The organism is Streptomyces sp. PH9007 (assembly GCF_059813725.1).
In genome coordinates this window covers 1,334,188-1,355,336 of sequence record NZ_CM187440.1, presented here as the reverse complement: position 1 = coordinate 1,355,336, position 21,149 = coordinate 1,334,188, and the positions used below count along the sequence as shown (strand labels likewise).

The window sequence follows — 21,149 nt, the reverse complement described above, 5'->3', positions numbered from 1 at the left end:
TGGGGCGGAACCCGGCACGGTCGTGTGAACGTCCTTGTCCTTAGCCGGATGTACACCCCGGCGGCCTGCACGGATGCGCTTCGGGAGTCCCGGTTCGCGTAAGGTTCCGAGGGCACAGAGCGACGGTTGGTGAGGGCGGCGCATGGCAGTGGTGGACACCCCGGGTGACGACGACGCGAAGTCGCCGGAGCCGCCCAAGGCGCCCCGGGAGCCCGCGCGCTGGAGCGATCGGGTGGGCCGCTGGCGCCGTGGTGTGATCATCGCCGTGGCGGCGGTGGTGCTGGCGCTGGTGATGCTGCTGCACTCCCGGGTCCCCAACCGGATCGGGAACCTCGGCAGCCTGCTGGAAACGTTCCTGCCGTGGGCCGGCCTGGCCATCCCGGTGCTGGCGGCCTGCGCCGCGCTGCGCCGCTCGGCCACCGCGATGGTGGCCCTGCTGGTGCCGCTGCTGGTGTGGCTGAACCTCTTCGGCGGACTGCTGCTGGACAAGACCGGCAGCGGCGGCGCCCTGATGGTGGTCAGCCACAACGTGGACGCCGACAACCAGGACCCGGTCGGCACCGCCCAGGCCCTCGCGGAGAGCGACGCCGACCTGATCGCCCTCCAGGAGCTGCCCCAGCGGCACGTGGCCACCTATGAGGAGGCCCTGGCCGCGGAGTACCCGTACCACACGGTGGCGGGCACGGTCGGGCTGTGGAGCCGGCTGCCGCTGAGCGAGACCACCGAGCTGGACACCGGCATGGGCTGGACCCGGGCGCTGCGTACCTCCGTGCACACGGACAGTGGCGAGGTGGCCGTCCTGGTGGCGCACCTGCCCTCGGTACGCGTGCAGTTCCGGGCCGGGTTCACCGCCGAGCAGCGGGACGACGCCGCCGAGATGCTGGGCCGTGCCATAGCGGACGAGCCGCTGAGCCGGCTGCTGGTGCTGGGCGATCTGAACGGCACGGTGAACGACCGCGCGCTGGCCCCGCTCACCTCCCAGCTGCGCTCGACCCAGGGCGCGGCGGGCGCGGGCTTCGGCTTCAGCTGGCCGGCGAACTTCCCGGTGACCCGCATCGACCAGATCCTGGTGCGCGAGCTGGAGCCGGTCTCCTCCTGGACCCTGCCCGCCACCGGCAGCGACCACCTCCCGGTGGCGGCCCGGCTGGACTTCTGACCCGGGCGGCGGCCGGCCGCGGGCCGGGATACGGGCGCCGTGCGGGCGGGGGACCGGGCGGCCGGTGGGCCCGGCGGTCCCGGTCCGCTCCGGTTCGCCGCCCGGCGGTCTATGTTTGATGGCGGGGACCGCCCCCGTCAGGAGGACACGACAGACATGGCCCGTACCCGTTTCGCCCCGGACCGTGGGCTCACCAACCGCATGGTGACCACCATGTTCCTGCTCGGGCTGCTGTATGTGGTCTTCGTCGGGGTCATGATCGTCCTGCTGGGCAAGGCCTGGCCGCTCATCGTGATCATCGTGGGCGCGGTCTTCGTCGCCCAGTTCTGGTTCAGCGACCGGATCGCCGCCTACAGCATGGGCGCCCGCGAGGTCACCCCCGAGCAGGCCCCCGAGCTGCACGGCGCCGTGGACCGGCTGTGCGCCCTGGCGGACATGCCCAAGCCCAAGGTCGCGATCGCCGACAGCGATGTCCCCAACGCCTTCGCCACCGGGCGCAGCCAGCACAAGTCGATGGTGTGCGTCACCACGGGACTGCTGCGCCGCCTGGAGCCCGATGAGCTGGAGGGCGTGCTGGCCCACGAGATGTCCCACGTGGCACACCGCGACGTCGCGGTGATGACCATCGCCGGGTTCCTCGGGGTGCTGGCGGGGCTGATCACCCGGATGGCCCTGTGGGGCGGCCTCGGCCGCTCGCGCAACAACCAGAATGTCGCGCTGCTGCTGATCCCGCTGATCAGCGCCGTCGTGTACGTCCTGAGCTATCTGCTGACCCGGCTGCTGTCCCGCTACCGGGAGCTGGCCGCCGACCGGGCCGGCGCGCTGCTGACCGGCCGCCCCTCGGCGCTGGCCTCCGCGCTGACCAAGATCTCCGGGCAGATGGCGCAGGTGCCCACCCGTGATCTGCGGCAGGCCGAGCCGTTCAACGCGTTCTACTTCGCCCCCGCGGTCTCCGGCCAGAGCCTGAGTAATCTGCTCTCCTCGCACCCCAGCCTGGAGAAGCGCCTGGACCAGCTGGGCCGCATCTCGGCGGAGCTGGGGCGCCCGTAGGATCGGCAGCGCCGTCGCCAGCCGTCAACCGAGAAGGTGCTGATCCTCCCGTGGGCTTCCTCGACATCATCCTGGGCCGCAGCAAGCCGGTGAAACCCGATCTCGATCAGCTGTTCGCGGTGCCGTCCGCGGCGCTGACCCTCGAAGCGGGCGCCGGGTTCACCCCCACCGGGCTCGGTTCGGTGTGCTTCGCCAGCGTGGAGGGCGGGGCGTTCGCCCGCATCCAGGACGACGTACGGGGGCTGCTGGACGCCGACACCCCCACCGGCGGGGTGCCGGTGGAGTTCAGCCAGGACGGCTACGGCTACACCTGGCTGCTCGCCGAGCACGACCCCTCCGACGCGGCGGGTCTGGTCAACGATCTGCACGCGGTGAACACCCTGCTCCAGGACGGCGGCTTCGGCCCGCAGCTGCTGTGCTCGCTGATCGGTTTCAAGGACGGCCGGGACCGCCCGCTCGCCCTCGTCTACCTGTACAAGCGGGGCACCTTCTACCCCTTCGCGCCGCTGCCGGGCGGCGGCGAGCGGCGGGACACCCCGCTGGAGCTCCAGATGCGCGGACTGCTGGAGAACGATCTGCGGCTGGAGAAGGACCTCAGCCGCTGGTTCCCGGTCTGGGGCGCCCCCGGCCTGTAGCCGAGCCCGGCCCGTACCTCCGTCACCTCTTCCCCCTTCTCCTTCCTGCGCCGACCCCGGGTGACCCCGGGTGACCCCGGGTGACCCCGGTCGATACCGCCGACCGAGGGTCACATAAGCGGAATGATCCATTCCAAACGCAAATATTCGGTCAGGATCATGCCGGTGCAGATTGCCGGAAAACGCAGCAGGGCAAGGAACTCCACGCCCCAGGAATGAACACCTGTTCATGGGAGGGGCTGAAGAGAGGAGGTCTCATGCCACAGAACGTCACCTTCTTCCTGCCGTTCCAGGCCGGATCGAATCCAGAGTCAGCCCGTGCCGGCGAGCACCACCTCGCCTGGATCCGCGCCCATGGACTGGTGCGCGGTGAGCGGGCCCTGAGCCGCTACCGGGACTGGCTGCTCACCGATCTCGCCGGATACGCCTACCCGGATGCCCGCGGCGCCGACCTCGACCTGGTCACCGACGCGGTCTGCATCGGCTTCCCGCTGGACGACCAGTTCGACGGACCACGCGGCAACGACCCCGAGCACGTCGCCCGGCTCAGCACCGAACTGGCCGCCATCCCCTACCGCGTCCCCGGCACCCCGCCCGCCCTGGACACCGCGCTCACCCGCGCCTACACCGACGTGTGGGAGCGCAGCGCGCAGGGCATGTCGGCCGCCTGGCGCACCAGGGCCGCAGCCACCTACACCCGCTTCTTCCGCGCCTACGTGGAGGAGGCCCACAACCGCCGCTCGGGCGCCGTCCTGGACGAGAAGACCTACATCACCCTGCGCCGCGAAGCCGTGGGCACCGGCCCCTGCTTCGACCTCATCGAACGCGCCGGGCACTTCGAGCTCTCCGAGGAGCTCTACTGGAGCACCGGCGTGCAGACGCTGCTGCGCTGCGCCACCGATGTGATCTTCCTGTGCAACGACGTGCACTCCCTGGAACGCGAGGAGGCCCAGGGCGACCCGCACAACCTGGTGCTCATCACCCAGCGCAGCCGCGGCTGCTCCCGCGCCGAGGCCCTGGAGCGGGTCGGCGCCCTGGTGGGGGACGCCGTGCACCGCTTCCAGGACACCGCGCGCACCCTCACCGAGCGGCACGCCGCCGGGCCCGAGGGCCGGCGGCTCGCCCGCCACATCGCAGGGCTGCGCCACTGGATGACGGCCAATCAGCGCTGGGGCACCGCCTCGGCCCGCTACGCCACCGAGAACATCGGCGTCGAGGTGATCCCGGGCGACATCGGTTCCACCCGGCGCGAGGACGCGCTCAGCGGCCCCACAGCCGGCTCCACCAGCCGCGCCGCTCGTCCCTGAGCGCGTCGGAGCGGGACCCGGCGCCGGCTTCGGCCGGGTCCCGCACGGCCGTCAGCACCCCCGACTCCGTACGCGCCCCGCGGGCCAGCCGGTCCTGCACCGCCGCGTGGGCCACCGCCCGGTGCCCCAGCTCCTCCGGGGTGAACCGGATCGGCGCGATCGGGTTCGGCGCGTCGCGCGGGGTGAAGCGCACCGGCAGCCGCTCCAGGTGCCGCGACCAGGTCGACGCCGACCAGCTCAGCTCGTCCGCCTCGATGGTCAGATGGATGTCCGGCAGCCGGTACAGCAGGGCCTCGATCGCCGAACCGGTGATCGCCCGCCCGATGTCCGCGCCGGGGCACTCGTGCGCCCCACTGGTGAACGACAGGTGCGAGCGGTTGCCGTACATCATCGCCCCGGGCGAGGGCCGGACCACCGGGTCCACGTTGCCGGCCGCCAGGCCCAGCAGCATCGCGTCGCCCTTCTTGATGTGCTGTCCGCCCAGCTCCATGTCGAACATCGCGAAGCCGCCGGGGCACACCGCGATCGGCGGCTCGTCCCACAGCACCTGCTCCACCGCCGCCGGCAGCGTCATCCGGCCACCGTGCAGCGAGCCGCGGAAGCGGGGATGGGTGAAGACCACCCGCAGCGTGTTGACGATCAGATTGGTGGTCGTCTCGTTGGCGGACACCAGCACCAGCCGCAGATGGTGCAGCACCTCCTCGTCCGAGAGACCGGCCGGGTGCTCGATCAGCCAGCTCGCCAGGTCGGACCCGGGGGCGTCGTGCTTGGCCGCCACCAGCTCCCGCAGCCGCCGCTGGATGAACTGATCCGCCGTCACCGCCTTCTCGGTGCCGATCAGCAGCTGCCGCGCCGCCTCCGTCATCGGCGGCCCGTCCTCCTCCTCCAGACCGGCCAGCCGCCCCATCACCCGCATCGGCACCTGCTGCGCGTACTGGGCGAGCAGCTCCGCCTCGCCCGCGTCCACGAACTCATTGATCAGATGATTGGAGTACCGGGCCACCAGGCGGCGGATCGCCCGCCGGTCGAACCGTTCGAGGGACTCGTTGACGGCGCCGCGCAGCCGGTGGTGGACCGAGCCGTCCTGGTGCGTGGCGTCCGGCCCCCAGGCCAGCACGGGCGCGATCGCGTCGTGCGCCCCCACCACCCCGTTCTGCCAGTCCCGCCAGTTGCGGCCGTCCCGGCTGTAGCGGCGCGGATTGCGGCACACCTCCAGGATCTCGTGGTAGCCCAGCACCAGCCAGGCCGGCACATCGCCCTCCAGCAGCACCGGGGCCACCGGCCCGTGGTCCGTCCGCAGCCGCTCGTAGAGGCCGACCGGATCGGCCGACGCCTCGGGGCCGTACAGCCGGACCACCCCGCCGGGCCCGTACGGCCCGACCCCGTACCCGCGCCCCACCGGGGCGCCCCCCGCGTGCGCCGGACAGCCGGGTGGCGGCTGCGCGCCCGTCGGCCCGAAACCGGACGGATCGGCGGCTGGCGCGCTCATCGTGTGACCTCCGACGGTGCTTGGGTGCCTCGGGTGGCATTGGTGTACAGATGACGCATCAGGGTCAGCAGCACGTCGCGGCTGGACTCCAGCATGCGCGCGTCGCAGTTGACCAGGGGGACGTCCTCGCCCAGGTCGAGCGCGGAGCGCAGCGCCGCCACCGAGTGCAGCGGCGCGTCGGGGAAGTTGTTGACCGCCACGACAAAGGGCACGTTGCCCGCCTCCAGCCGGTCCATCGCCTGGAAGCTGTCCTCGAGACGGCGGGTGTCCACCAGCACCACGGCCCCCAGCGCCCCCTCGATCACCCCGTTCCACAGGAACCAGAACCGCTGCTGCCCCGGGGTGCCGAACAGGTAGAGCACCAGCTGCTGGTTGAGGGTGATGCGGCCGAAGTCCATGGCGACGGTCGTCTCCGTCTTGCGCTCCACCCCGTGCAGCGAGTCGACGCCGACGCTGTCGCGCGTCATGGTCTCCTCGGTCGTCAGCGGGCGGATCTCGCTGACCGAGCCGACCATCGTGGTCTTGCCGACGCCGAAGCCACCCACGATCACCACCTTGACGGACTTCTCCGTCGAGGCGGGCAGCAGATCCTCCGGCCGTGGGCCCAGGGAAAGGTCAGAGCCGTTGTAGTCCATCGATCAATGCCTTCAGGGTGTCGATATCGGGATCCGTCGCGGTGCGCTGGGGCGCCGCACTTCTCGCTTCCCTGACCTCCACATGGGAGTTGGCCAGCAGATCCGCCAACAGCACATTGACCGCGCTGAACGGCAGATCGATGTACGCGGAGATCTCGGCCACGGACAGGGGGTTGCCGCACATCCGCAGAATGGCCGCCTGCTCGGGGTGCATACCGGAAGTGGGAGCGGATCGGGACACGACCAGCGTGACCAGATCCAGGACTAAATGGTCCTCCTTGCCCTCGCTGCGCCCGCCGGTGATGACATACAGCGGTACGGGCGCCTCTTCCTCCTGGCTGCCCGCCCCACCGCTGTCCTCCCGCCGTTTCCGGCTCATGGCGCCGCCTGTTCGGGAGCTCGCACCGCGCTGGACAGGTGCTCGCCGAGCCGCAGCACCAGGTCCCGCATCCGCTGGCTGACCATGGCGGCGCTCACCTCGGCGCTGGCGGTGACCGCCAGGTACGAGCGGGAGCCGGCGGACATCAGATAGAAGAAGCCGCCGGTCAGCTCCAGCACCACCATCCGTACGTCGTTCTCCTCGTCGGGGAACTCCATCGCCACGGACTGCGCCAGGGACTTGATGCCGGATCCGGCGGCGGCCAGCCGTTCACCGGCGTCCCGGTCGTCTCCGTGCTGGGCCATGCACAGGCCGTCCGCGGACAGCAGGACGATGTGCCGGATGCCGGGGACGGTGGCCGCCAGGTCCTTCAGCATCCAGTCCATGTTCATCAGCCGCTGTGTCACGTGCTCTACCACCTGTTACACCCTTTACTTCCGGAGGTCTTTGCCGGTCGGCTGATCGGCGGAGGAATGGTCGGTGCCGCTGGGGTGCCCGCCGTCGGCGGCGGCCAGACCGGCGAAGAAGTCGGAGACCCACAGCCCCGACTCGACCTGCCCGTTTGCGGTTGGTTGCCTGGTCAGCGGGAACGGGAATGACTGCCCGGATTCCGCGCCGACGGAGGTGGGCCCGGATAGCGCGTGAGGAGTAAGCCTTGTCGGCCAGGACCATCTCCGGTGTTGTCCGGGGCCGGCCGGTCGGCCGGGGCACCCGTAACTGGTTCATGACCTGGGCGAACGCGGGTGCGTCCCCTGCCTGGCCCGGGGTGAGGACGAAGGCCAGGGGCCGACAGCGGCTGTCGGCGGCGAGATGGATCTTGGTGGTCAGTCCGCCGCGGGACCGTCCGAGGGCATGGTCGTCCGGCTCGCCGGCCGGGGCCCCTTTTTGCGGGCCCCGGCGGCGTGCTGGTGAGCACGGACGATCGTGGAGTCGACCGCGATGACCCAGTCCATGTCGCCCTCGGCGTCGGCCTGGGCGAGCAGGGCGGTGAAGACCTTCTCCCAGGTGCCGTCGGCGGCCCAGCACCGCAGCCGGTTGTGGACGCCCTTCCACGACCCGAAGCGCTCGGGCAGATCCATCCACGGCGTCCCGGTGCGGTATTTGAAGGCGATCGCGTCGATCACCGGGCGGTGATCCCGCCACCGCCCTCCCCGCCGAGGTGTCCGGTCCGGCAGCAACGGCTCGATCCTCGCCCACTGGGCATCAGTCAACGACACACATCAACCAACGATCCGATGATCCGCAGGAAACGGCCTAGCTGTAGTGGCCACAACTCGCTATGTGACAGGGAGAGTACGGGGCCGCAAGCCCCCGGCGCAGCGAGTTCGTCAAACGTCCCCCGAACGAGTCCGTGAACCGGGGCGCGGGGGGTGGTGACAAGCCGATGAGCTGCGCGGACGCGCCGGTGCGCGCCCTGAAACACTCCCCGCGCAACCATGGCCAAAGCTTGTCGGGCGGGTGGCCGGTTCGGCTCAGCCCCGCCCGGCCCGCCCCCGCGCGGCACCCGGCCGTACGCATATGACCAGCGGCCGGGCGGCCCCGCGCCCGGCCCGCCGCACCCCGCCGGTCACACCCCCCGCGACCGCGCCGCACCCCCCGCACGGCCCCCGTACCCCACGCCGTGCCGCACCGGCAATGCCACCGAAACCGGATGCCCTGATACTGGGGGGCGACGGATGAGCTTCCGTGCGCCAGAATGAGCGTTGTGACCTGCGAGGATGGTGGCCATGGATAAGCAGCAGGAGTTCGTGCTCCGGACGCTGGAGGAGCGGGACATCCGGTTCGTCCGGCTGTGGTTCACCGATGTGCTGGGCTTCCTCAAGTCCGTCGCCGTCGCCCCCGCCGAGCTCGAACAGGCATTTGACGAAGGCATTGGCTTCGACGGCTCCGCGATCGAGGGCTTCGCCCGCGTCCACGAGTCCGACATGATCGCCAAACCCGCGCCCTCCACCTTCCAGATCCTGCCCTGGCGCGCCGAGTCCCCCGGCACCGCCCGGATGTACTGCGACATCCTCATGCCGGACGGGTCCCCCTCCTACGCGGACCCCCGCTACGTCCTCAAGCGCGCCCTCGCCAAGAGCTCCGATCTCGGCTTCACTTTCTACACCCACCCCGAGATCGAGTTCTTCCTGCTCAAGGACAAGCCGGTGGACGGCTCCCGCCCCACCCCCGCCGACTCCTCCGGCTACTTCGACCACACCCCGCAGAACATCGGCATGGACTTCCGCCGCCAGGCCATCTCCATGCTCGAATCCATGGGCATCTCGGTGGAGTTCTCCCACCACGAGGGCGCGCCCGGCCAGCAGGAGATCGACCTGCGCTACGCCGACGCCCTGTCCACCGCCGACAACATCATGACCTTCCGTCTTGTCATGAAGCAGGTCGCCCTCGAACAGGGCGTCCAGGCCACCTTCATGCCCAAGCCGTTCTCCGAATACCCCGGCTCCGGCATGCACACCCACCTCTCCCTCTTCGAGGGCGACCGCAACGCCTTCCACGAGACCGGCGCCGAGTACCAGCTCTCCAAGATCGGCCGCTCCTTCATCGCCGGACTCCTGCGGCACGCCGGCGAGATCTCCGCCGTCACCAACCAGTGGGTCAACTCCTACAAGCGGATCTGGGGCGGCACCCAGCGCACCGCCGGCGCCGGCGGCGAGGCCCCCTCCTACATCTGCTGGGGCCACAACAACCGCTCCGCGCTCATCCGGGTGCCCATGTACAAGCCGGGCAAGACCGGCTCCACCCGCGTCGAGGTGCGTTCCCTGGACTCCGGCGTCAACCCCTACCTCGCCTACGCCCTGCTGCTGGCCGCCGGCCTCAAGGGCGTCGAGGAGGGGTACGAGCTGCCGCCCGGCGCCGAGGACGACGTGTGGGCGCTCACCGACCGCGAACGCAGCGCCCTGGGCATCGAGCCGCTGCCGCAGAACCTCGGCGAGGCCATCAACCTCATGCAGCACAGTGAACTCGTCGCCGAAACCCTCGGCGAGCACGTCTTCGACTTCTTCCTGCGCAACAAACGCCAGGAATGGGAGGAGTACCGCTCCGAGGTCACCGCCTTCGAGCTGCGCAAAAACCTCCCGGCCCTGTGAGCGGACCCGGCACCCCCTTCGGCGGCCGGCGGCAGGGCCGCTTCAGCCAGCTCGCGCGCCGCGGGTTCACCGACCCGCGCGCCGCCTCCCTGCTGCTGGACCACGAGGCGCTGCACCCGGTGGGCGACGACGGCGTGCTGCTCGACGCGCTCGCCGCCACCGCCGACCCCGACCTCGCGCTGGCCGCCCTCACCCGGCTCGCCGAGGCCCAGCCCGAAAGGGACCGGGCCGTCCTGCTCGACACCCTGCTGGCCGCCAAACCCCTGCGCGACCGGCTGCTGGCCGTGCTCGGCGCCTCCGAGGCGCTCGGCGACCACCTCGCCCGGCACCCCGTCGAATGGCGCACCCTCACCGCCTTCGACACCGCCGACCTGCACCCCGGCATCGAGGAGTTCACCGCCGCCCTCGCCGAGGCCACCGACCCCGACTCGCTGCGCGTGGGCTACCGCCGGGCCCTGCTGACCATCGCCGCCCGCGACATGACCGGCACCACCGGCTTCACCGAGACCGCCGCCGAACTCGCCGACCTCGCCACCGCCACGCTGCGCGCCGCCCTGCGCATCGCCGCCGCCGAGGCCCCCGAGGACGCCGCCGGCTGCCGGCTCGCCGTCATCGGCATGGGCAAGTGCGGCGGCCGGGAGCTCAACTACGTCTCCGACGTCGACGTCATCTTCGTCGCCGAGCCCCCCGAGGGCGCCGCCGAGGACACCGAACCCGCCGCCCTGCGCGCCGCCACCCGGCTCGCCGCCCGCATGATGCGGATCTGCTCCGACACCACCGCCGAGGGCACCATCTGGCCCGTCGACGCCAATCTGCGGCCCGAGGGCCGCAACGGGCCCCTGGTGCGCACCCTCTCCAGCCACCTCGCCTACTACCACCGCTGGGCCAAGACCTGGGAGTTCCAGGCCCTCCTCAAGGCCCGCCCGATGGCCGGCGACGAGGAGCTGGGGGCCCGGTACGCCGAGGCCGTCGCCCCCCTGGTGTGGGGCGCCGCCGAACGCGACAACTTCGTCCCCGACGTGCAGCGCATGCGCCGCCGCGTCGAGGAGTCCATCCCCGCCGACCGCGTCGAACGCGAACTCAAACTCGGCCCCGGCGGGCTGCGCGACGTCGAGTTCGCCGTCCAGCTGCTCCAGCTGGTGCACGGCCGCACCGACCCCGCGCTGCGCCACGCCAGCACCCTGGACGCGCTGCACGCGCTGGCCGAGGGCGGCTACATCGGCCGCAAGGACGCCGCCAGCCTCCACGCGTCGTACGAGTTCCTGCGCACCGTCGAGCACCGCATCCAGCTGTACCGGCTGCGCCGCACCCACCTCATGCCCGAGGACGAGGCCGACCTGCGCCGCCTGGGCCGCTCGCTCGGCCTGACCCCCGACCCCGTCACCGAGGTCACCGCCGCCTGGCGCCGCCACACCACCGCCGTGCGCCGGCTGCACGAGAAGCTGTTCTACCGCCCGCTGCTGGACGCCGTCGCCGGCCTGGAGGGCGGCGGGGTACGGCTGGCACCCGAGGCCGCCAGGGTCCGGCTGGTCGCCCTCGGCTACGCCGACCCGGCCGCCGCGCTGCGCCATCTGACGGCCCTCGCCTCCGGTGTCACCCGCAAGGCCGCCATCCAGCGCACCCTGCTGCCCGTTCTGCTGGACCGCTTCGCCGACTCCGCCGACCCCGACGCCGGACTGCTCGGCTTCCGCAAGGTCTCCGACGCGCTCGGCACCAGCCCCTGGTACCTGCGGCTGCTGCGCGACGAGGGCGCCGCCGCCGAGAACCTCGCCCGGGTCCTGTCGGCCGGCCGGCTCGCCCCCGATCTGCTGCTGCGCGCCCCCGAGGCCGTCGCCCTGCTCGGCGACCCCGGCGGGCTCGCCCCGCGCGGCGCCACCGCCCTGCGCCAGGAGGTCCTGGCCGCCGTCGGCCGCGCGGACTCGGCCGAGGCCGCCACCGTCGCCGCCCGCGGCGTGCGCCGCCGCGAACTGTTCCGCACCGCCGCCGCCGACATCGTCGGCGCCTACCGCCCCACAGAGGCACCCCCGGGCGAGGGCCAGGGACCCGCCCTGGACCAGGTCGGCGACGCCCTCACCGACATCAACGCGGCCACCCTCGCCGGCGCCCTGCGCGCCGCCGTCCAGGCCCGCTGGGGCGCAGAGCTGCCCACCCGGTTCGCTGTCATCGCCATGGGCCGCTTCGGCGGCCACGAACTGGGCTACGGCTCCGACGCCGACGTCATGTTCGTCCACGAGCCGCGCGAGGGGGCCGACCGGGCCGAGGCCGACCGCGCCGCCCTCGCCGTCGCCGGCGAGCTGACCCGGCTGCTCCAGCTGCCCTCCGGCGACCCGCCGCTGCTCATCGACACCGCCCTGCGCCCCGAGGGCCGCGGCGGCCCCCTGGTGCGCACCCTCGACAACTACGCGGCCTACTACCGCCGCTGGTCACTGGTGTGGGAGAGCCAGGCGCTGCTGCGCGCCCAGCCGGTGGCAGGCGACCCGGACCTGGGGGAGCGGTTCACCGCCCTCATCGACCCGCTGCGCTACCCCGAGGCCGGACTGAGCGAGAGCGACGTCCGCGAGATCCGCCGGCTCAAGGCCCGGATGGAGGCCGAACGGCTGCCGCGCGGCGCCGACCCCACCACCCACACCAAGCTCGGCCGCGGTGGACTGTCCGACATCGAGTGGACCGTGCAGCTGCTCCAGCTGCGGCACGCCGCCGCGCTTCCCGAGCTGCGCACCACCCGCACCCGCCGCGCGCTGGCCGCGGCCGAGGCGGCCGGGCTGCTGGACGCCGAGGACGCCGCCGTGCTGGACGCCGCCTGGATCCTGGCCTCACGGGTGCGCAACGCGGTGATGCTGGTACGCGGCAGGCCGCAGGACACCTTCCCCACCGACCCCCGCGAACTGGCGGCCGTCGCCCGCTACCTGGGGTACGAGCCGGGCGCCGCCCGCCAGCAGGACACCGGCAGCGGCGGCCAGATGATCGACGACTACCGCCGTACGACGCGCCGCGCCCGTACGGTGGTGGAGCGGCTGTTCTACGACGGTGACTGAGCGCGTTTGGCGCGCGGCACGGCGTCCGGCACCAGCTGGGGCAGCCGGTACGGGGACTCGGCGAACCACGTCCGGGCCACGGCGAAGCCGAACGCCAGGCAGACCAGCCCGCCCACCGCGTCCAGCCAGAAGTGGTTGGCGGTGGCCACGATCACCAGCAGCGTGAGGGTCGGGTACAGCACGCCCAGGATCTTCACCCACAGCGGCTTCGCGAGCAGCACTATGGTGATGCCGCACCACACCGACCAGCCGATGTGCATCGACGGCATCGCCGCGTACTGGTTGGAGACCGATTGCATGCTCTCCGACTGGAACGAGCCCCAGGTCTGGTGCACCCGCCCGGTGTCGATGAAGTCCATGCCGGCCATCAGCCGCGGCGGGGCCAGCGGGTAGAAGTAGTAGCCGATCAGCGCGATCCCGGTGGTGGCGAACAGCACCAGCCGGATCGCCCCGTACCGGCCGGGGTGCCAGCGGAAGACCCACACCAGCACGCCGATGGTCACGATGAAGTGCAGCGTGGCGTAGTAGTAGTTCATCGGCACGATCAGCCAGGTGATGGACTCTATGCCGTGATTGACCGCGCGCTCGAAACCCAGCCCGATGCTGTTCTGGAAGTCCCAGATCTGCCGCGCGTGCTCCTGCGCCCGTTCCTCGTGGGTCGGCGCCGCGTTGCGGATCATGGAGTACACGCCGTAGCTGACGGCGATGAGCAGCAGCTCGAACCAGAGGCGGGGGCGGCGCGGCACGCGCAGCGAACTGAGCCATCTCGTCCGGGACGGGGGCTCGGATTGCTTGTCGGTCACGCTCCCCGCATCCACTCGCTGTTCACTGTCCTGCTCGACGCTTGTTGCCCCCATGGTCGAACAGTCTGCCAGAGACCGGAGGCCCGCCCGATCATCCTCCGGTCGGGTTCTGACCCCTGGGGGTCCCCCGTACGACGGAGGGAGCGGTGGCGGTGCTGCCGCGGACGACGAGTTCGGGCAGGAAGACGAACTCACTGTGCGGGGTGGGGGTGCCCCCGATCTCCTCCAGCAGTGCCCTGACGGCCGCCTGGCCCATGGCCGGGACGGGCTGGCGGATGGTGGTGAGCGGCGGGTCGGTGAAGGCGATCAGCGGTGAGTCGTCGTAGCCGATCACGGACACCTCGCCCGGGACGGCGAGACCGCGTTGCCGCGCGGCCCGGATCGCGCCGAGCGCCATCATGTCGGAGGCGCAGATCACCGCCGTGCAGCCGCGTTCCAGCAGGGCGGTGGCCGCGGCCTGGCCGCCCTCCAGGGTGAACAGCGAGTGCTCGATCAGCTCGCGCGCCTCGTCCTCGGGGGTTCCCAGGTCCTCGGCGGCGCCGCGCAGGAAGCCCTCGATCTTGCGCTGCACGGGGACGAAGCGGGCGGGCCCCAGCGCGAGGCCGATCCTGCGGTGGCCGAGCGAGACGAGGTGGCTCATCGCCAGCCGCATCGCCGCCCGGTCGTCGGGGGAGACGAAGGGGGCCCGCACCCGTGGCGCGAACCCGTTGATCAGGACGAAGGGCACTCCGTTGCCGCGCAGCCGCTCGTAGCGCTCCACGTCGGCGGAGGTGTCGGCGTGCAGGCCGGAGATGAAGATGATCCCGGCCACCCCGCGTTCGACCAGCATCCCGGTCAGCTCGTCCTCGGTGGAGCCGCCCGGGGTCTGGGTGGCGAGCACCGGGGTGTAGCCCTGGCGGGTCAGCGCCTGCCCGATGACCTGCGCGAACGCGGGGAAGATCGGGTTTTCCAGCTCCGGGGTGATCAGCCCCACCAGGCCCGCGCTGCGCTTGGCCAGCCGCGCGGGACGTTCGTAGCCGAGCAGGTCGAGGGCGGCGAGTACGGATTCGCGGGTGGCCGCGGCGACGCCCGGCCGGCCGTTGAGCACCCGGCTGACGGTCGCCTCGCTGACCCCCGCCTGGGCTGCGATGTCAGCTAGCCGTGCGGTCACTCAGTGGACCTTACCGGCCGCTTCGGTGCGTGCCCACCGGGGCGGGGGAACTGTACCGGGATGTGGGTATTCCGGCTGGGAGCCGGGCGGGCGCGTTCACCCGGACGGCCGCTGCGGGGCGCTCCGGCGCGCGGGGTCCGTGCGGTGGCCGGCGGCCGGGACCGGAGCCGTCGGATCGGTTGTGGCGACAGGCTTGCAGAAATTTGCCGCAAGGTCTTTCCAAAGGATGACGCCGCTGTTACGTTCCTGATCGGCCCGGCGTGGCGAAGGAGCCGCGCCTAGGGTGGGATACAGCCCCCTAAACCGGGCGAAACGCTTGAAGGAGTTCACATGCGGCGCAGCATAGGGACGACGACAGCCGCGGTCGCGGCGTTGGCGCTTGCGGTAACGGCTTGCGGCGGTGGCGATGGAGGGGACGGTGGCGGCGGAGCCGCCGCCGACGGTGAGCTGAGCGGCACCATCACCTACTGGGACACCTCCAACGAGACCGAGGCGGCCGTCTTCAAGGCCATCGCCGAGGAGTTCGCGGCCCAGCACCCCGGCGTCACCGTCGACTATGTGAACATCGGCTTCGACGACGCGCAGAACCGCTTCAAGAACGCCGCCGCCGCCAACGAGGCTCCCGATGTGATGCGCACCGAGGTCGCCTGGGTCGCCGACTTCGCCAGCCTCGGCTACCTGTGGCCGCTGGACGACACCACCGCCCTGGAGAACCAGGAGGACTTCGTCCCGCAGGCCTGGGCCAGCACCCAGTACGAGGGCACCACCTACGCCGTCCCGCAGGTCATCGACACCCTGGCGCTGTTCTACAACGAGAAGCTGCTGGCGGACGCCGGCGTCGAGGTGCCCACCACGCTGGAGGAGGTCAAGGCCTCCACCGGCGCCTTCGAGGGCGCCGGCGCCGTCCCCATGTACATGCGCGGCGACGACCCGTACTGGTTCCTGCCCTTCCTGTACGGCGAGGGCGGCGACATGGTCGACGCCGAGGGCAAGCAGGTCACCATCGACAACGAGGCCGGCATCGCCGCCTTCACGCAGATGAAGGACATGGTCGACTCGGGCGCCGCCATCACCGACACCAGCGACGGCTGGGAGAACATGATGGGCTCCTTCACCCGTGGCGAGGTCGCCATGATGATCAACGGCCCGTGGGCCATCAACGACGCCGTCGCCGGCCTGGGCGACGACCTGGGCGTCGCCCCGGTCCCCGGCGGCTCCGCGGGCCAGGCCGCACCGCAGGGCGGCTGGAACTACGCGATCTACGCGGGCACCCCGGAGGAGGAGTCCCCGGCCGCCTTCGAGTTCGTCAAATACATGTCCTCCGCCGCCACCCAGCAGCGGATCACCGAGGAACTGAGCCTGCTGCCCACCCGCACCTCCGTCTACGAGGTCGAGTCGGTGCGGAACAACGAGATGGTGCAGTTCTTCAAGCCGGCCGTCGACGTGGCCCACGAGCGCCCCTGGATCCCGCAGGCGCAGTCCCTCTTCGACCCCATCAAGGAGAACGTGCAGGGCCTGCTCATCGGCTCCGCGTCCCCCGAGGAGGCCGCCAAGAGCACGGGTGACGCCTACCGCGACATCCTCGACGACTGGCTCGACTGAGCGGCCCGGTGCGAAACCTGTGGAAGCGTGTGACATGAAGGGCGGCCGAGACCATGGCTGACACGGCGATCTCCCGGCTCAAAAAGGGCACCAGGCTACGCCGAGCCCTGTCGAACTACTGGTACGCGTGGGCCATGATCGCCCCGGTGGTCGTCGTCATCACCGGCATCATCGGCTGGCCCCTGGTGCGGGGCGTGTTCCTCTCCCTCACCAACGCCAACGAGGCGAACGTCGAGCGGCAGATCGGTGTCAACAAGATCGAGGCCACCTACGAGTTCGTCGGCCTGGAGAACTACCTCGACATCCTCGGCGGCAGCGAGTTCTGGGACCGCCTGGGCTGGACCCTGGTGTGGACGGTGTCCTGCGTCAGCATCACCTTCCTCATCGGTCTCGGCCTGGCCAACATGCTCAACCGCAGCTTCCGCGGCCGCACCCTGTACCGGATGGCGCTGATCCTGCCCTGGGCGATTCCCGCCTTCGTGTCCGTCTTCGCCTGGCGGATGATCTTCAACGAGCGCAACGGCATCCTCAACAACCTCCTGGAAGGCCAGGGGATCGCCGGGGTGCACTGGCTGAGCGACCCGACCTGGGCCAAGCTCGCCGTCATCGGCGTCAACGTCTGGCTGGGCGTGCCCTTCATGCTGATCGCCATGCTGGGCGCCCTCCAGTCCATCCCCCCCGAGCACTACGAGGCGGCCGAGATGGACGGCGCCGGACCCTGGCAGCGCTTCTGGAACATCACGCTGCCCGGGGTGCGTTCGGTGTCGATGACCGTGGTGCTGCTCAGCACCATCTGGACCTTCAACATGTTCCCGGTGATCTTCCTGCTCACCCGGGGCGGCCCGGCCGGCTCCACCGACATCCTGGTGACCGAGGCGTTCCGGCTGGCGTTCATCAGAAGCCCCCGCGACTTCGCCAACTCCGCGGCCTGGGGCGTCCTGATCCTGCTGCTCCTGGTCCTGTTCGCGATCTCCTACCGGCGAGCGCTGCGCAAGCAGGGAGAGGTGTGGTAGCGATGGCCACCGAGACAACCCGTTTCACCACCGGCACCACCACGGCCGCCCCGGGCACGGGCACCGGCACCGGCGAAACCCCCCAGTGGGGCGGCGCGGGCGGCGGACGCGGCAAGCGCCCGCGGCGGCGCGGCGAACGCGGACCGCTCGCCTCCTTCGGGCTGCACGCCACCTTGCTGCTCGCCGCGCTGGTGGCGGTCTTCCCGCCGGCCTGGCTGCTGGTGACGTCCTTCAAGCCCAAGGCCGACACGTTCACCATCTCGCTGCTGTCCAACTTCACGCTGGACAACTACGACCACGTGCTGAACAACACCAAGTTCCTCACCTGGTTCGGCAACTCCCTGCTGATCGTGGTCACCACCACCATCATCGGGGTGTTCATCTCCTCCACCACCGGCTACGCGCTCAGCCGCTTCCGCTTCCCCGGCATGCGCCCGCTGATGTGGACCCTGCTCATCACGCAGATGTTCCCGATGGCCGTGCTCATCGTGCCGCTGTACAACCTCATGGCCCAGTACGGGCTGCTGAACCGGCCCATCGCGCTGATCGTCACCTACCTCACCATCGCGGTGCCGTTCTGCGCCTGGATGATGAAGGGCTTCTTCGACACCATCCCCGTCTCCATCGACGAATCGGGACGGGTGGACGGTCTGTCGCCCTTCGGCACCTTCTGGCGGCTCATCATGCCACTGGCCCGGCCGGGCCTGGCCGTCACCGGCTTCTACACCTTCGTCACCGCCTGGGCCGAAGTCGCCTACGCCACCGCGTTCATGACCGGTGAACGGCACCTCACCCTGGCGGGCGGTCTGCAGACCTTCGTCAACCAGCACACCCAGGACTGGCATCTGATGACCGCCGCCGCCGTGCTCATCGCCGTACCCGCGACCCTGGTCTTCGGCTACGCGCAGCGGCACCTGCAGTCCGGGCTCACGGCGGGCGCCACCAAGTCCTGACCCGGGCCCGCCCCGAGCACCACCACAGCACCGGCCCGCGCCGGCACCCCCATCATGTACACGACGAGCCACAGGGATGACATGACCCAGCACCTCGCCGCCCCCACCACCCCTGCCGCCGAGACGCCCGGGTGGTGGCGGGACGCCGTCATCTACCAGGTCTACCCGCGCTCCTTCGCCGACGGCGACGGCGACGGCATGGGCGACCTCCCCGGCATCCGCGCCCGCCTGCCCTACCTCGCGGACCTCGGCGTGGACGCCGTGTGGCTGAGCCCCTTCTACGCCTCCCCGCAGGCCGACGCCGGCTACGACGTCGCCGACTACCGGGCCATCGACCCCATGTTCGGCACTCTCCAGGACGCCGACGACCTGATCCGCGAAGCCCATGACCTGGGCCTGCGCATCATCGTCGACATCGTCCCCAACCACTCCTCGGACCGCCACGAGTGGTTCCGCCGCGCCCTGCGCGAGGGCCCCGGCTCCCCGATGCGCGAGCGCTACCACTTCCGCCCCGGCAAGGGCGACAAGGGCGAAGAGCCCCCCAACGACTGGGAGTCCATCTTCGGCGGCCCCGCCTGGACCCGCACCACCAACCCCGACGGCTCGCCCGGCGAGTGGTACCTGCACCTGTTCGCGCCCGAACAGCCCGACTTCAACTGGGAGAACGACACCGTCCGGGACGAGTTCCGCTCGGTGCTGCGCTTCTGGCTCGACAAGGGCGTCGACGGCTTCCGCATCGACGTGGCGCACGGCATGGTCAAGGCCGAAGGGCTCCCCGACATGGGCCACAGCGGACAGTTGAAGCTCCTGGGCACCCAGACACTGCCGTTCTTCGACCAGGACGGCGTCCACGAGATCTACCGCGACTGGCGCACCATCCTCGACGCCTACCCGGGGCAGCGCATCGGCGTCGCCGAGGCGTGGACCCCCAGCGCCGAGCGCACCGCCCGCTACCTGCGCCCCGGCGAACTCCACCAGGCGTTCAACTTCCACTACCTGAGCACCCCGTGGGAGGCCGGCGCGCTGCGCGAGGTCATCGACTCCTCGCTGGACTCCATGCGCCCGGTCGGCGCCCCCACCACCTGGGTCCTGTCCAACCACGACGTGGTGCGCCACCTCACCCGGCTCGGCGGCGACGTGGGCCGGGCCCGCGCCGCCACCCTGCTGATGCTGGCGCTGCCCGGCTCCGCCTACCTCTACCAGGGCGAGGAGCTCGGCCTGCCCGAGGTCACCGAACTGCCCGACGAGGTACGGCAGGACCCGGCGTTCTACCGCCGCTCGCCGGACGAGGACAGCACCGAGGGCGACGGCCAGGACGGGCTGCGCGACGGCTGCCGGGTGCCCCTCCCGTGGAGCAGCGAGGGGACGTCGTACGGGTTCGGTACGGGGGGCAGCTGGCTGCCGCAGCCCGGCGACTGGGCCAAGCTCGCCGTCTCGGCGCAGATGGACGACCCGGACTCCACCCTGGTGCTGTACCGCTCGGCGCTGGCCATCCGCCGCCGCCGGCCCGAACTCGGCGCGGGTGACGGGGTGGAGTGGCTGGACGCCCCCGAGGGGGTGCTGGCGTTCCGCCGCCGCGCCGCGCAGGGCGCGGACGGCGCCGCCGGGGGATCGGTGCTGGTCCTTGCCAACACCACCGGGAACGACATCACGCTGCCCGCCGGGCTCGTGCCCGCCGGCACCCTGCTGCTCGCCAGCGGCCCGGTCCCCGCCGGGGGCGACGTCGTGCCCGCCGACACCACGGTGTGGTGGGCCACGCATGGCTGACGCCGCGCCCGCCCGACTCGCCGATATCGCCGGGCAGGCCGGGGTCAGTGAGGCCACGGTCAGCCGGGTGCTCAACGGAAAGTCGGGGGTCGCGGCCACGACCCGGCAGCGGGTGCTCGCCGCCCTGGACGTCCTGGGGTACGAGCGCCCGCTGCGGCTGCGGCAGCGCAGCGCGGGCCTGATCGGCCTGGTGATACCCGAGTTGACCAACCCGATCTTCCCCGCCTTCGCCCAGGTCATCGAGCAGGCGCTCGCCTCGCACGGCTACACCCCGGTGCTGTGCACCCAGAGCCCGGGCGGCGCCACCGAGGACGAACTGGTGGATCAGCTGGTGGAACGGGGGGTCACCGGCATCGTCTTCCTGTCGGGGCTGCACGCGGACACCACCACCGACCCCGGCCGGTACACCAGGCTGGCGGGGCGCGGCGTGCCGTTCGTGCTGATCAACGGCTACAACGACCGGGTGGAGGCGCCGTTCGTCTCCCCCGACGACGCGGCGGCGACCCGGATGGCCGTGCGGCATCTGCGGGATCTGGGGCATGAACGGATCGGCCTGGCAGTGGGGCCGGCCCGCTTCGTCCCGGTGCTGCGGAAGGTGGCGGGCTTCATCGCGGAGTTGGGGGAGGGGGCGCCGGTGCAGCACTCGCTGTTCAGCGTGGAGGGCGGCCAGGCCGCGGCCACCGCCCTGCTGGACGCGGGCTGCACGGGCATCGTGTGCGGCAGCGACATGATGGCCCTGGGCGCGATACGGGCGGCGCGGCAGCGCGGGCTCACCGTGCCGGGGGACGTGTCGGTGACCGGTTACGACGACTCCGACCTGATCGCGTTCACCGACCCGCCGCTGACGACCCTGCGCCAGCCGGTCCGTGCGATGGCGGGCGCGGCGGTCACCACCTTGCTGGAAGAGATCAACGGAACTCAGGTCCAGCCCACGGAGTTCGTCTTCCAGCCGGAACTCGTCGTCAGGGGGAGCACGGCGATCGCGCCGCAGCGCGGCAACGGGTGACGGGGTGGCTCCGTTCGACGCTAGCAGTCCGCAACTTCTTGCGTAAGAGGTTGCGGACTTTCGACGTCAACATTTCCGGG

The 21,149-nt window shown here is 71.4% G+C and carries 17 protein-coding genes and 1 pseudogene; 11 read left to right on the top strand and 7 right to left on the bottom strand.

The window, feature by feature from the left end:
- Positions 1 to 142 precede the first annotated feature (142 nt).
- The 4 genes from ACTFAP_RS05980 to ACTFAP_RS05965 all read left to right on the top strand — a co-directional run bounded on the left by ACTFAP_RS05980 (position 143) and on the right by ACTFAP_RS05965 (position 4,148).
- Complete coding sequence (locus ACTFAP_RS05980; protein WP_495683709.1) at positions 143 to 1,156, top strand: endonuclease/exonuclease/phosphatase family protein; 1,014 nt, start codon at positions 143 to 145, stop codon at positions 1,154 to 1,156.
- Positions 1,157 to 1,312: 156 nt separating this feature from the next.
- Complete coding sequence (gene htpX, locus ACTFAP_RS05975; RefSeq protein WP_500468395.1) at positions 1,313 to 2,206, top strand: zinc metalloprotease HtpX; 894 nt, start codon at positions 1,313 to 1,315, stop codon at positions 2,204 to 2,206.
- Between the two features lie 50 nt (positions 2,207 to 2,256).
- Entirely contained in the window at positions 2,257 to 2,841 is a 585-nt protein-coding gene (gene pspAB, locus ACTFAP_RS05970) for a PspA-associated protein PspAB (RefSeq protein WP_495683708.1), read from the top strand.
- Positions 2,842 to 3,098: 257 nt separating this feature from the next.
- Positions 3,099 to 4,148, top strand: coding sequence for a terpene synthase family protein (locus tag ACTFAP_RS05965; protein WP_500468394.1), 1,050 nt, complete (start codon positions 3,099 to 3,101; stop codon positions 4,146 to 4,148).
- On the opposite strand, the gene ACTFAP_RS05960 is transcribed toward ACTFAP_RS05965, so the two are convergent.
- The 5 genes and pseudogenes from ACTFAP_RS05960 to ACTFAP_RS05940 form a co-directional block, all read right to left on the bottom strand.
- On the bottom strand, positions 4,102 to 5,637 hold the full coding sequence (locus ACTFAP_RS05960) for a cytochrome P450 (RefSeq protein ID WP_495683706.1): 1,536 nt from the start codon (positions 5,635 to 5,637) through the stop codon (positions 4,102 to 4,104). The genes ACTFAP_RS05965 and ACTFAP_RS05960 overlap by 47 nt on opposite strands.
- Positions 5,634 to 6,272 (bottom strand): GTP-binding protein, encoded by a 639-nt coding sequence (locus tag ACTFAP_RS05955; protein WP_030734711.1) that lies wholly within the window; start codon positions 6,270 to 6,272, stop codon positions 5,634 to 5,636. The genes ACTFAP_RS05960 and ACTFAP_RS05955 overlap by 4 nt, the downstream gene beginning before the upstream one ends.
- Positions 6,253 to 6,651 (bottom strand): DUF742 domain-containing protein, encoded by a 399-nt coding sequence (locus tag ACTFAP_RS05950; RefSeq protein ID WP_495683705.1) that lies wholly within the window; start codon positions 6,649 to 6,651, stop codon positions 6,253 to 6,255. Before ACTFAP_RS05950 ends, ACTFAP_RS05955 begins: the two co-directional genes overlap by 20 nt.
- Positions 6,648 to 7,058: a roadblock/LC7 domain-containing protein gene (locus tag ACTFAP_RS05945; protein WP_234306915.1), complete on the bottom strand. Its 411-nt coding sequence runs from the start codon at positions 7,056 to 7,058 to the stop codon at positions 6,648 to 6,650. Before ACTFAP_RS05945 ends, ACTFAP_RS05950 begins: the two co-directional genes overlap by 4 nt.
- A gap of 136 nt (positions 7,059 to 7,194) precedes the next feature.
- Positions 7,195 to 7,868 (bottom strand): annotated as a pseudogene (locus ACTFAP_RS05940) (IS5 family transposase); the annotation flags it as partial.
- Between the two features lie 510 nt (positions 7,869 to 8,378).
- Here ACTFAP_RS05940 and glnA2 point away from each other — a divergent pair.
- Both glnA2 and ACTFAP_RS05930 read left to right on the top strand, forming a co-directional pair.
- Positions 8,379 to 9,740 (top strand): gamma-glutamylpolyamine synthetase GlnA2, encoded by a 1,362-nt coding sequence (glnA2, locus tag ACTFAP_RS05935; protein WP_030734699.1) that lies wholly within the window; start codon positions 8,379 to 8,381, stop codon positions 9,738 to 9,740.
- Positions 9,737 to 12,775 (top strand): bifunctional [glutamine synthetase] adenylyltransferase/[glutamine synthetase]-adenylyl-L-tyrosine phosphorylase, encoded by a 3,039-nt coding sequence (locus ACTFAP_RS05930; protein ID WP_500468393.1) that lies wholly within the window; start codon positions 9,737 to 9,739, stop codon positions 12,773 to 12,775. Before glnA2 ends, ACTFAP_RS05930 begins: the two co-directional genes overlap by 4 nt.
- Here the strand turns inward: ACTFAP_RS05930 and ACTFAP_RS05925 are convergent.
- Both ACTFAP_RS05925 and ACTFAP_RS05920 read right to left on the bottom strand, forming a co-directional pair.
- Positions 12,760 to 13,632: a phosphatase PAP2 family protein gene (locus ACTFAP_RS05925; protein WP_390116942.1), complete on the bottom strand. Its 873-nt coding sequence runs from the start codon at positions 13,630 to 13,632 to the stop codon at positions 12,760 to 12,762. The genes ACTFAP_RS05930 and ACTFAP_RS05925 overlap by 16 nt on opposite strands.
- Before the next feature lie 37 nt (positions 13,633 to 13,669).
- Positions 13,670 to 14,728, bottom strand: coding sequence for a LacI family DNA-binding transcriptional regulator (locus tag ACTFAP_RS05920; RefSeq protein ID WP_451748766.1), 1,059 nt, complete (start codon positions 14,726 to 14,728; stop codon positions 13,670 to 13,672).
- A gap of 330 nt (positions 14,729 to 15,058) precedes the next feature.
- Between ACTFAP_RS05920 and ACTFAP_RS05915 the strand changes: the two genes are divergently transcribed.
- From ACTFAP_RS05915 to ACTFAP_RS05895, 5 genes are all read left to right on the top strand, one after another.
- Complete coding sequence (locus ACTFAP_RS05915) at positions 15,059 to 16,330, top strand: extracellular solute-binding protein (RefSeq protein WP_500468392.1); 1,272 nt, start codon at positions 15,059 to 15,061, stop codon at positions 16,328 to 16,330.
- Between the two features lie 53 nt (positions 16,331 to 16,383).
- The gene (locus tag ACTFAP_RS05910; RefSeq protein ID WP_390116945.1) at positions 16,384 to 17,343 is read left to right on the top strand and encodes a carbohydrate ABC transporter permease; all 960 of its coding nucleotides are present in this window, start codon (positions 16,384 to 16,386) and stop codon (positions 17,341 to 17,343) included.
- 2 nt (positions 17,344 to 17,345) lie between these two features.
- Positions 17,346 to 18,296 carry a sugar ABC transporter permease gene (locus tag ACTFAP_RS05905; RefSeq protein ID WP_390116946.1) on the top strand — a complete coding sequence of 317 codons (951 nt, stop codon included), beginning with the start codon at positions 17,346 to 17,348 and terminating at the stop codon, positions 18,294 to 18,296.
- A gap of 81 nt (positions 18,297 to 18,377) precedes the next feature.
- Positions 18,378 to 20,063, top strand: a complete 1,686-nt coding sequence (locus tag ACTFAP_RS05900; protein ID WP_500468391.1) for a glycoside hydrolase family 13 protein — start codon at positions 18,378 to 18,380, stop codon at positions 20,061 to 20,063.
- Positions 20,056 to 21,069, top strand: a complete 1,014-nt coding sequence (locus ACTFAP_RS05895) for a LacI family DNA-binding transcriptional regulator (RefSeq protein WP_500468390.1) — start codon at positions 20,056 to 20,058, stop codon at positions 21,067 to 21,069. The genes ACTFAP_RS05900 and ACTFAP_RS05895 overlap by 8 nt, the downstream gene beginning before the upstream one ends.
- Positions 21,070 to 21,149 lie beyond the last annotated feature (80 nt).

Coding starts and splice junctions, on each gene's coding strand:
- ACTFAP_RS05960 (WP_495683706.1), bottom strand. CDS start 5,637: ATGAGCGCGCCAGCCGCCGATCCGTCCGGTTTCGGGCCGACGGGCGCG.
- ACTFAP_RS05910 (WP_390116945.1), top strand. CDS start 16,384: ATGGCTGACACGGCGATCTCCCGGCTCAAAAAGGGCACCAGGCTACGC.
- ACTFAP_RS05900 (WP_500468391.1), top strand. CDS start 18,378: ATGACCCAGCACCTCGCCGCCCCCACCACCCCTGCCGCCGAGACGCCC.
- ACTFAP_RS05895 (WP_500468390.1), top strand. CDS start 20,056: ATGGCTGACGCCGCGCCCGCCCGACTCGCCGATATCGCCGGGCAGGCC.
- ACTFAP_RS05915 (WP_500468392.1), top strand. CDS start 15,059: ATGCGGCGCAGCATAGGGACGACGACAGCCGCGGTCGCGGCGTTGGCG.
- htpX (WP_500468395.1), top strand. CDS start 1,313: ATGGCCCGTACCCGTTTCGCCCCGGACCGTGGGCTCACCAACCGCATG.
- ACTFAP_RS05905 (WP_390116946.1), top strand. CDS start 17,346: ATGGCCACCGAGACAACCCGTTTCACCACCGGCACCACCACGGCCGCC.
- ACTFAP_RS05950 (WP_495683705.1), bottom strand. CDS start 6,651: ATGAGCCGGAAACGGCGGGAGGACAGCGGTGGGGCGGGCAGCCAGGAG.
- glnA2 (WP_030734699.1), top strand. CDS start 8,379: ATGGATAAGCAGCAGGAGTTCGTGCTCCGGACGCTGGAGGAGCGGGAC.
- ACTFAP_RS05955 (WP_030734711.1), bottom strand. CDS start 6,272: ATGGACTACAACGGCTCTGACCTTTCCCTGGGCCCACGGCCGGAGGAT.
- ACTFAP_RS05980 (WP_495683709.1), top strand. CDS start 143: ATGGCAGTGGTGGACACCCCGGGTGACGACGACGCGAAGTCGCCGGAG.
- ACTFAP_RS05965 (WP_500468394.1), top strand. CDS start 3,099: ATGCCACAGAACGTCACCTTCTTCCTGCCGTTCCAGGCCGGATCGAAT.
- ACTFAP_RS05925 (WP_390116942.1), bottom strand. CDS start 13,632: ATGGGGGCAACAAGCGTCGAGCAGGACAGTGAACAGCGAGTGGATGCG.